General features: G+C 42.6%; 4 protein-coding genes. All 4 read left to right on the forward strand.

Going from position 1 to position 12,262, the window contains the following annotated elements:
- Positions 1-88: 88 nt before the first annotated feature.
- Positions 89-4,153 (forward strand): hybrid sensor histidine kinase/response regulator transcription factor, encoded by a 4,065-nt coding sequence (locus tag H8S52_RS04110; RefSeq protein ID WP_186909335.1) that lies wholly within the window; start codon positions 89-91, stop codon positions 4,151-4,153.
- Between the two features lie 502 nt (positions 4,154-4,655).
- Positions 4,656-6,788 carry a heparin-sulfate lyase HepC gene (hepC, locus tag H8S52_RS04115; protein ID WP_186909336.1) on the forward strand — a complete coding sequence of 711 codons (2,133 nt, stop codon included), beginning with the start codon at positions 4,656-4,658 and terminating at the stop codon, positions 6,786-6,788.
- A 29-nt stretch (positions 6,789-6,817) separates the two neighbouring features.
- The gene (locus H8S52_RS04120) at positions 6,818-9,073 is read left to right on the forward strand and encodes a surface glycan-binding family protein (RefSeq protein WP_186909337.1); all 2,256 of its coding nucleotides are present in this window, start codon (positions 6,818-6,820) and stop codon (positions 9,071-9,073) included.
- A gap of 18 nt (positions 9,074-9,091) precedes the next feature.
- Positions 9,092-12,250 (forward strand): TonB-dependent receptor, encoded by a 3,159-nt coding sequence (locus H8S52_RS04125; protein ID WP_151878204.1) that lies wholly within the window; start codon positions 9,092-9,094, stop codon positions 12,248-12,250.
- Positions 12,251-12,262: the final 12 nt, after the last annotated feature.

Here is a 12,262-nt window from a genome sequence, read left to right on the forward strand (position 1 = left end):
CCCTATATTTGTGCAAATACTCCACAAGATATAGAAATTCTGAAAGATATTAGTATCTTTGGTCCATCATAAATTTTACGGTTCAATAATGAGTATCCTGAAAAAGATAACAACCATCCTGTTTATTTTATGTATAACGGGAGTCTCTAACGCTTATCCGGAAGCTTGGGGACAGATAAACTTTTCTTATATATCCATTAACGACGGTCTGTCACAAAGCACGGTCTTCTCCATAGCGCAGGACAAGCTCGGCAATATGTGGTTCGCCACCTACGACGGCGTCAACAAGTACGACGGATACACATTTACCGTATATCAGCACGATGAAAACGACCCCAACAGCATCGCCAACGACATCTCCCGCATTGTTATGACCGACAGCAAGGGGCGTGTATGGATCGGCACCCGCGACGGCCTGTCGTATTATGACGAGGAAAAAGACAAGTTCCAGAACTTCTTCCTCGAAAAGAACGGCAAGCACCTGCAAGTCAACGGCATTGTGGAACTTTCGCCGGAGCGGCTGCTTATCAGCACGCTCGAAGGACTGACTATGTTCGACATCCCCGCATCCCGTTTTGTAGACGACATATTCGGCACGGCAATGCACAAAATGGTTGCATCCGCCCTGTACAGACATGACGACCAAATCTATATAGGCACACCGTCGGACGGTCTGTACTGCTATTCCATTCCGAAGAATACACTCGAAAAACTCGCTTACATTCCAAGCAGCAAGCAAATCCAAAGCATCCTGCAGCAATCTCCTACCCGTATATGGGTAGCCACGGAAGGTTCCGGCCTTCTCCTTGTCAACCCCAAGACCCGGGAAGTCAAAACATACAGGCATTCCCCTTCCAACCCGCAATCCATCAGCTCCAACTATATCCGCTCACTGGCACTGGATTCACAAAACCGCTTGTGGATAGGAACTTTCAACGATCTCAACATCTACCATGAAGGCAACGACTCGTTCATGTCCTACAGCAGCAATCCCGTAGAAAGCGGCAGCCTGTCACAACGCTCCGTACGCAGTATCTTCATGGACTCGCAAGGCGGCATGTGGCTGGGAACGTATTTCGGCGGACTGAATTATTACCACCCCATCCGCAATCGCTTCAAGAACATAGAGCACATTCCGTTCAAGAATTCGCTGAGCGACAATGTTGCAAGCTGTATCGTCGAGGACAAACAGAAGAACCTTTGGATAGGAACCAACGACGGCGGCTTGAACCTCTACATCCCCGGCACTCAGAAGTTCATCCACTACGCATTACAGGAAAGCCAGCGCGAAGACGGCTTAGGCTCCAATAACATCAAATCCGTATACGTGGACGAACCGAGAGGACTGGTATACATCGGCGCACATGCCGGCGGCCTGAGCATCCTGCATCGCAACAGCGGACGCATGGAAAACTTCAACCAGCTCAACAGTCCGTTAATCAATGAGAACGTATATGCCATCCTTCCCGATGGAGAGAACAATTTCCTTTTAGGAACATTAAGCGCTCTGGTACACTTCAACCCGGAAAAACGGAGTTTTACCACCATCACTCAGGAAAATGACGGAACGCCAATCAACGTCCAGAAGATTACTACCCTGTTCCGGGATTCCAAAAAGCGTCTTTGGATAGGCGGTGAGGAAGGCGTGTCCGTATTCAACCAGCATGGAACCTCCATACAGAAAGCGGACATTTTACCCGAATCCACCGCTACGAAAGCATTCACCAATTACATCTACGAGGCAAACAACGGTTTGGTCTGGATAGGTACACGCGAAGGATTCTATTGTTTCGACGAGAAAGCCAAGCAGATTAAACGGTATACCAAAGCCGACGGACTGCCCAACAACGTGGTTTACGGCATTCTTGAAGACTCTTACGGCCGCCTGTGGATGAGTACCAACCGGGGTATCTCATGCTTCAATCCGGAAACGGAGAAATTCCGCAACTTCACCGAAGCGGACGGATTGCAGAGCAATCAGTTCAACACCTCTTCCTGCTACCGCACTTCCGATGGCGAGATGTACTTCGGAGGCATAAACGGCCTTACCACATTCCGTCCGGAACTGTTGCAGGACAATCCCTATACCCCGCCGGTAGTAATCACCAAGCTACAGCTTTTCAACAAGACCGTCCGTCCCGACGATGAAACCGGCATTCTGAGCAAGAATATCAGCGACACGGAAAGCATCACGCTGAAATCCTGGCAGACAGCATTCTCCCTGGAGTTTGTCGTATCGAACTACATCTCCGGACAACATAATACATTCGCCTACAAATTAGACGGTTACGATAAAGAGTGGTACTACCTCACGGACAGGCATCCGGTGTCCTACTCCAACCTGCCGCAAGGTACTTATCACTTCATGGTGAAAGCCGCCAATAACGACGGCAAATGGAACACCACGCCTACCGTACTGGAAATCGTTATTCTGCCCGTGTGGTACAAGACCTGGTGGGCTGTCATACTGTTCCTTGCCACTTTTGCCGGCTTTGTCACATTCGTATTCCGCTTCTTCTGGATGCGCAAGAAAATGGAAGCAGAGCTTGAAATCGAACGCCGCGACAAGGAACACCGCGAAGAAATCAACCAGATGAAGATGCGCTTCTTCATCAACATTTCGCATGAACTCCGTACACCGCTTACCTTAATCCTGGCACCGCTTCAAGAGGTCATCAGTAAAATCAACGACCGCTGGACCCGTAACCAACTGGAATACATCCAGCGGAATGCCAACCGCCTGCTGCACCTTGTCAACCAGCTTATGGACTACCGCCGGGCGGAACTCGGAGTTTTCGAACTGAAAGTAAAGAAAGGCAATGCTTATCGCCTGATACGCGAGAACTTCCTGTATTATGACAAGCTGGCACGCCACAAAGAGATACACTATGCTTTCCACTCCGATTTGGAAGAAAAAGAGGAACTTTTCGACCCTAACTATCTGGAACTGATTGTCAACAATCTTTTGTCCAATGCTTTCAAATATACGGACAACGGAAAGAGTATCGCCGTTACCCTGAAAGAGGAAAACAACTGGCTGATACTGCAAGTGAGCGACACCGGTGCCGGCATTCCTATCAATAAGCAGGGTAAAGTGTTCGAACGCTTCTATCAGATAGAAAGCCAGCATATAGGAAGCGGCATCGGACTGTCACTGGTACAGCGTCTGGTCGATTTGCACCACGGACGCATCGAACTGGAGAGCGAAGAGGGCAAGGGAAGTACATTCTCCGTCTATCTGCCGCAAGACCTGGCCGTTTATAAGACCACCGAGCTGGCAGGCTCCAACACTTCCAAGGAAGAAGAGCAGGTGTACTCCACCAACTCCAAAGAAATGTATTTCATCGATACGGAGAAAATGGAGAATGAAGCCATAGAGACGGGCGACAAGAAACGCGGAACCATCCTTATTGTGGAAGACAATCAGGAGATTCGCCATTATCTCAGCAGCGGTTTGGCTGCATTGTTCAACATACTGGAAGCCGGAAACGGTGAAGAAGCCTTGGAAAAACTGAAGAACCATGAGGCGGACATTATTATCACCGATGTCATGATGCCTGTAATGGACGGCATCAAGCTATGTAAGAATATCAAACAGAATATTCGTACCTGCCACATTCCGGTTATCATCCTGTCTGCCAAAACCGACATAAAAGACCAGTTGGAAGGCCTGCAAGTAGGTGCGGATGATTATATCTCCAAGCCTTTCTCCATCGCCGTCCTCACTTCCAAGATACAGAACATGATGCGTACCCGCCGCCACATGCTTGAGAAGTACGCCAAATCCTTGGAAGTGGAACCGGAGAAGATTACTTTCAATGCCATGGATGAAGAGTTGCTGAAACGCGCCGTAAGCATCGTAGAAGAAAACATTGATAATTTTGAGTTCTCTACCGATGAATTTGCGCAAAAGATGAATATGAGTCGCTCCAACCTGCATTTAAAACTGAAAGCGATCACCGGAGAGTCAGCCATCGACTTTATCCGTAAAGTACGGTTCAAAAGGGCTACCGAACTGCTGAAAAGCGGACGTTATACGGTAACCGAAGTCAGCAGCATGGTGGGATTTAATTCATCTTCTTATTTTGCAACTTGCTTTAAGAAGTATATAGGCTGTTTGCCGACGGAGTACATTAAAAAAGTAAAAGGATAGGCCTTATCCCGCAAGGCAATTTTGCTTTTCAAAACACCGCATGTTAGCGTCCGAAACACCGCGTCTTTGCGAGTGAAATGCCGCGCTATAACAGATAAAATCCCTGAGGTTTGCCAAGCAAATGCCTGCACTTTCGGGTGGTAAGGTGTGGAGTTTTAGATGCAACTGTGTAGCATTGCCAATGAAGCTCTACAACCGGGCTTCACCCGCTATCCCGCATGAATAAAGAGTTGTGAAGGGTGAAGGAGGTACAGGCTAACATTTTTTCTGATAAGATACTGATAGAATGCACATAAGAAAGGATGGTTCCTATTCATCCGAACACCCCTCTCAGAATACCCCATGCAGGCTTTTTAAACAAATACGATATTTCATTCAACAAATTTGATAATAAAATTCAGATTTCAAAGAAAGCATAAACAAGACAGATTAGCTCTTAGAAATCAATGTAATATATTTGCGGCAAAGAATTTTTAATTATTGTAACATTTTAGAAAGAGTTATGAAAAACACTGGACTTTTTGTTTTTTTGTTTTCATTGTGTCTCTGTACAACAAGTTGCGTAGATGATGAAGCTGATTTCTCAGGCGGTGGCAACATCGATGTGGAAATGCCGGCAGAACCAGATCCGGATGCAACTATTGACGAGAAAGTTTTTGATGTAATCAATCTCGACTACCCGGGATTAGAAAAGGTAAAAACAGCTTTTGAAGCAGGCGATAAATACACTGCTTTAGTTAAATTGCTGGACTATTATCGTACTCGAGTTGATGTGGTAAACCGAAATGTCAACTTGTTTAATCCTACTATCACAGAAGCCGACCAAAAGATAGCGGACTATGCGTTAGACTACAAATTCTATGTGAAAGGATTTGCGGATAAAGACGGAACACCCTACTCTTTTAAAGGCAAGGACGGACAATTGATTAATTGGGAGTTGGAAGTTGAAGGTGTCACCGACCAAGAATTCCGCTATCAGCGTCATCGCCACCAATGGATGTTACCACAAGCCAAGGCTTATGCTGTAAGTAAGGATGAACGCTACATTGAATCCTGGAAAACTGTTTATCAAGATTGGCTGAAAACCTATCCCTATGAAGACGGAACAAAATTTCCGCCTGAAGGTGGTAGCGAGAATGATAAAGACTATCAATGGAAAGGGCTACAAGTAGCCGAACGTGTCATTTCACAAATTGACATCATGGCTTATTTCATTCAGTCAAAAAACTTCACTCCTGAATGGCTTTCAACATTCCTGGCAGCTTTTGCCAAACATGTAGAATGCATGCGCATCAATTATTACCAAAGTGGTAATATCCTGTTGACTCAGGCACAAGCGGTGACTATGGCAGGCATCCTAATGCCTGAATTTAAAAATGCAGAAATTTGGACAAATGAAGGAGCTGCCAAGCTAACTGAACAGGTCGGAACACAGTTCCTTAATGATGGTGTGCAAATTGAATTAGACCCAAGTTATCACATCAGTGCTATCAATGACGCTTATGATACTTACCTGACCGCTGAAGATAACAATAAATCAGAGCTCTTCCCTGCAGCCTATTTAGCCCAATTAGAAAAGCCGGCTAAATTTGTTATGGATATTACTTACCCAAACTATTCATGGGACAATTTTAACGATACACGTTCTGCCAGTTACTCAGAAAGCGTATTAAAAAGAAACTTCCGTAATTACGCAACCATGTTCCCCGGAAATACAGATTTCCAATTTATGGCTAACGGCAGCGGAACACCACCCAACTATCTTATAGCATCGTATCCCGATGCCGGTTATTACATATTACGCAGTGGCTGGAGTGAGGAAGATGCCATGATGGTACTAAAGAATAACAATGATCCAAATAATTCTTGGCACTGCCAATCAGATAATGGAACATTTGGGCTATACTATAATGGACGTAATTTCTTCCCCGACGCTGGCGTATATGCATATAGTGGTTCAGATCGCACTAAGTATGAACAAACAACTTGGCACAACACACTTTCCATACAAAACAAAGGGATAGCAAAAGGTTTCAGGAATGGAGTACTAAAGCAACTAAAAGAAGATAACGGTATACAAACCCTTATAACTGAAAATCAAACGCAATACCTTGCTGGAGAGAATCCGAATATTCCACTTACTCACCGTCGTACTGTATTCCATGACATAGCAAAGAAAATATTCGTTATTATAGATGAAGCCAAAGGAGATGAATCATATAATTACAATACCAATATGAACTTCCATCCATGTCCTGGCGCAATTGTTGAACCGGCAAACGATAAAAAAACAGCAACAGCTTATACCACATTTGAGAATGCAAATATGAAAATACGTACATTCTCTGATCCTAATAATACTTCCGCTAGTTATAGTGAAAGTAAAAAGGTAAACACCAATGTATCTAATAATATAGGTAATGCAGAAGCACGCACCAGTTACCAAATCACAATGAAACCTGGTAACGGTAAAATCGTTCGTTTTATTTCTGTTATTTGTTTAAAAGATGGAGAGATCTCTGATACCACAATAGACGCTAAATTCGAAAATGATGCTCCAACAGATTTACCTAACAGTACTTCTGTTATAGTTACAGTGGGTGGAGAAGAAAAAACATATACTTACAATCTATAATTATTTAAAGATTATTAATCTTCAAAGACATGAAACATACATTACACACATTGGCATCAAGGTTCTTGGGAATCTTATGGCTTGTAACTTCCGTATGCATGTTCGTATCATGCTCCGATGATACAGACGAAGCCGGAGGAAATTTCAAACTTTATTATCCGGATATGACGGATATAGGTCCGTCTATGACAGACGTTAAGATTCCTGCTCCCACTTTTCAAGGAGCTACCCCTGGTGAATTTGAAATTGTAGCTGTTACTTTAAATGATGAAACAATAGAAAATACCTGTTTCGTAATTGATGCAGCAACCGGTGAAATCACGATTAACAGTACTGCAGACACTCCTGTCGGTGAGTATAAGCTAACAATCTCCTGCTCTGTAGGCGGACAATATTTCACATTCAAAGATATTGTAAAAGTCACTTTCTTGCCACGTGCACCGGAAGGGACAGTAGCAGAGCCTAATCATATATTAGTGATGTACAACGTTGTTAGTGATCCCAACAATATTACCAAATTACCTACTGCACAAGTTAAGACTGCCGGAGAACATGTATCCATTACTAAATATAGTATCGGTACAGTTACTGTAAATGGTGAGATACTTGATAAACCTGAAGAAATGTTTGAGGTATCTTCATCCGGAGAAATTTCTATTCTTAAAAGCGAAAGATTCGAACGCGGAGTAATCTACTCTATATCGCTCAAATTAGAAACAGCAGCAACCGGTGACACTCCCTGCATAGCTCCTGATATTTTAGCAGTAGAAGTAGCTTCGGAACCGTTCTCTTTGGAATATCCTGAATATAATACAGAAGAAGGGTGGAAAATATCCGAGGAAAAGGGTGAGCATAAAAGTAGTTTTGATAGCGGTGAACCCATCTTTATAGGTTCTAAAGATGATATTAAATATTGGATTAAAATAAAAGAAGAAGTAGAAGAAGGAAAGATTCTGATTGATGAAAAGACTGGTCGCATCTCTATTCCTGAAGGACATGGTTTTGCACAAGGTAGCATATTCCACATTTCTGTATTTGTAGCTAACAAATATTTAACAGAAGGGAAAAAATTAGCAGATATAAAATTAGCAGTTACTAAATATTATAAACCCCTGGAAGATACCTTTGAATTCTATATGCCCCAAACAATAGAACAAGCTAAAGCATATACTTTCGAAACAAATGATTGGATAGCTGCAGGATACGAAAATCTTAGTTTTGCACTATTAAATAATTGGGAGAATCTCTTGCAAATAGAATCTACTACAGGGAAAATAACTATATCAGAAGAAAAAATCATCCCTATTAACATGGAAGGTCATAATATTCCGTTCCGTGTTACTAACGGTGATGGCACTACTAAAGATTATACTTTCAAATTAACTGTTACAGAAAATAAAAGCAAGCTACTCTGGGTTAGATGTGGCCATAATTATGGTGAACAATATAAAGGTGAGCAATACGAAAACCAATTTAGATTTAAAACCCCTTCTGAAATGAATAATTTTGAAACTATAATTACAACAAACCTTGATGGAGTTGAAGGGAAAAATATAACTTGGACTATTACTAATTTCGTGCCAACATTAAACGATGCCACAATAAAAATTGAAGATGACAAAAAAATTAAAATGTCTCATTCTGGAAATTCTTTTGTTGCCGAAGGTGGAGTACATGTTGCAATGCTGAAAGGAGTACTGAATAATGGAGAAGCTACAGTAACAATTCCTTTATTTGTTCATTGCAATACAACTGTTGATAATCGTAACATAGAATATACACCTTTTGTTTTCAAAGTAAATCCCAAAGAAGGTGGAAATTCAATAAAGCCCTATATTACAGGAGACATATCAAGTACATTTGCTTTAGATTATCGCCGTTCATTTAGTTATATAACCTATGATATGACAAATGGTAAACTCACAGCTCAATCTATAAATAAGAAGAATGATAACTTTATAACTAAACTTTGGGAACAAAATGCTGGGTTGAGTAAAGAAGGAACAGAAACTAAAGGTCCCTTAGGATTTTATAGTGGTACAAACAAACTAGCAGATTTGACAAAAAACCATATTGGATATGTAAATAATACTCAGGGGACATCCCAATATTCGGTAACTATTATACCAGAAACATGGAAAGTAGGAGAAGAATATGCCAATGGTTTCTTTAGAGGACAAATGACTTTCTTAAACGATTATACAAGTAGTAATGTCAACAATGGTGCTAAAATTTTTCCATTAATGATCTGGTTTGACCCCAACTATTATCCCGTAACAGAATAATACTACAAAAACAAAAGTATGTTCAATAATAATTTTATAAAATCAATCAGCCAAAGAGGGTTCATCGCCCTCTTGGCACTGATGATAGCCATCAGTGTACAGGCACAGGGTATTCAGGTAAAAGGTCTGATACTCGACGAGAATAATATACCTCTTATCGGTGCTACCGTTATGGTAAAAGGCAATTCCGGTAAAGGGGCAGTGGCCGACCTTGACGGTAACTTCACACTAAACGCTAACAAAGGTGATGTCATCGTTGTTTCCTACATCGGTTATAAGACACAGGAACTAAAAGCCGTGTCTGGCAAACGTATGGAAATCAAGCTTGTTCCTGACAGTCAAGCATTGGAAGAAGTAGTGGTAGTGGGTTATGGTGCTATGAAACGTAGCGACTTGACAGGTTCCGTTTCGTCCATTGCAGCCAAAGACTTGGAAGATTTCAAGAGCAGTTCTGTTATGGAAGCATTGGGCGGACAGGTAGCCGGTGTACAGATTACTCAATCTGACGGTACTCCGGGTTCAGGTTTCAGTGTCAACATCCGTGGTGTGGGAACTCTGACTGGTGATGCATCTCCGCTATATATCGTAGACGGTTTCCAAGTAGACAATATCGACTACCTTGCCAACTCGGACATCGAATCTATCGAAGTCCTCAAAGATGCTTCTTCTGCAGCCATCTATGGTAGCCGTGCCGCTAATGGTGTCGTAATGGTAACAACCAAATCGGGTAAAGTAGGACGTCCGGTAATCAACTATAGCGGTTCTGCAAGTTACCGTAAAATTACAAAAATGCTCGATGTATTGAGTCCTTATGAGTTCGTAAAATTACAAGGAGAGATTGATGCTACATTGCTTACAAGCTACTATAAGACCGGTAATGACGAGAATGGCAATCCTTACCGTTATCAAAGTTTAGATGACTACATCGGTGTAGGTGGCGTGAACTGGCAAGAAGAAACATTCAATCCTACCTGGTCTCAAGACCATAACCTTTCTATTGCCGGTGGTAGCGATAATACCAAATACACCGCTTCTTTCTCAAGATATACCGAAAACGGTATTTTCAAAAACAGCGGTTTTGACAAAACAACCGGAAAATTCCGTTTTAACCAAAAGTTATCTAAGGACCTCTCATTCGATGCAACCATCAATTACGTACAAACGACTCGTGAAGGTGTAGGCACATCTGCCGACAACGGACGTTTCAACATGCTTGCACAAATTCTGAGTGCCCGTCCTACCGGTGGCCTGCGATTGACCGATGAAGAGTTGCTGGAAACTGCAATCGACCCCGAAATGCTGGAAGATGGCAGTGAAAGTCTGGCACAGGTAAACCCTGTGAAACAGACAGAATCCGTTACCAACAAAAAACGTTCGGAAATGTGGTCGGGCAACCTCTCCGTCAGTTGGCAAATCATCAAAGGGCTGACCTTCAAGACAGCAGGAACTTACAATACGACCAATACCCGTAATGATGTATTCTATAAAGAAGGTTCTAAAGAAGCTTACCGTAACGGTCAGTCTCCTTATGGACAAACGCAAATGTTGCGCGACGTACGTTGGAGTAACTACAACAACCTGACTTGGAAACAAAAAATCAAAAAGCACAGCTATGATGTAATGTTAGGTCATGAAATCTCATTCCGTAGCAGTGAGTACTTATTGGGACAGGCCATGAACTTCCCTTTCGATAATTTGGGAAATGACAATTTAGGACTGGGTGCTACACCGAGCCGCGTAGCTTCAAGCTATAGCGACAAAACATTGCTCTCATTCTTTGCACGTGCCAATTACAACTACAATAACCGTTACCTGTTTACGGCAACGATGCGTGCCGACGGTTCAACAGTATTCTCCAATAAACATAAGTGGGGATACTTCCCGTCCTTCAGTGCAGCCTGGCGCGTATCCGAAGAAAAGTTCATGAAAAGCCTGCCTTGGATCTCAAACATGAAAGTCCGCTTCGGTTGGGGTATCGTTGGTAACGACCGTATTTCCAACTATCTCTCAATGGACTTGTACGAGGCTGTGAAATATGGTGTAGGCAATAATGTAATGACTGTACTCAATCCCAAACAGTTGAAAAACTCAAATTTGAAATGGGAAGGTTCTTCAACCGTAAACTTGGGAGTTGACTTAGGCTTCTTAGACAACCGCCTGAATGTTACCGCAGACTTCTTTATCAAGAATACCAAAGATTTGCTTCTGGCTCAGTCATTGGCACACGTAACAGGTTTCGACAGCCAAATGCAAAACATCGGTAAAATTCAGAACAGAGGTATCGAATTGAGTCTGAACAGCACAAACATTCAGACTAAAGATTTCAATTGGCAGACAAATTTCAATATTTCATTCATTCGTAATGAACTGAAAGAACTGGCTTCCGGTGTAAATTCAATGTATGCCCGTTCAGGATTTGACTCCAACTTTACTCAATACGATTACATTGCTACCGTAGGTGAATCACTTGGTCTGATTTACGGTTATGAATTCGACGGCATTTACCAAAGTTCCGACTTCAACATTACCCCCGACGGCAAGTATATCTTGAAAGAAGGAATCGTAAATAACACGATGTATGGTAATAAAGTCGGTCTGCATCCGGGTGTGGTAAAATACAAAGACCAAGACGGGAACGGTATCATCACAACCGAAGACCGTACCGTAATCGGTAATGCACTTCCCAAATGGTATGGTGGTATCACAAACACATTCAGCTATAAAGGCATCGACCTGAGCTTTATGTTCCAGTTCAACTATGGCAATGATATTTACAACGCAACCCGCTTGTTTGCTACACAAAGTAAATCAAAGCGTAGAGGTATGCTGGCTGAAGTTGCCGATCGTTGGACTCCGACCAATGCTTCCAACACGGTTCCTGCCTATGACGGCTATATCAACAACGACTTATACTCACGCTTCATCGAAGATGGTTCATTCTTGCGTTTAAAGAACCTTACGTTGGGTTATTCATTCCCGCATAAGTTAACGAAGAAAGCACACATTTCCAAACTGCGTGTATATGCAACAGGCCAGAACCTGTTCTGCATCTCCGATTACAGCGGTTATGATCCGGAGGTGAACAGTGCAAGTAACAATCCGATGACTCCGGGCTTGGACTGGGGAGCTTATCCGAAGAGCAGAGTATTTACATTCGGTCTTGAACTTCAATTCTAAAAACAGCGTATA

It is taken from the genome of Bacteroides sp. NSJ-48 (assembly GCF_014287405.1).
In the GTDB taxonomy this organism is placed as follows: domain Bacteria; phylum Bacteroidota; class Bacteroidia; order Bacteroidales; family Bacteroidaceae; genus Bacteroides; species Bacteroides stercoris.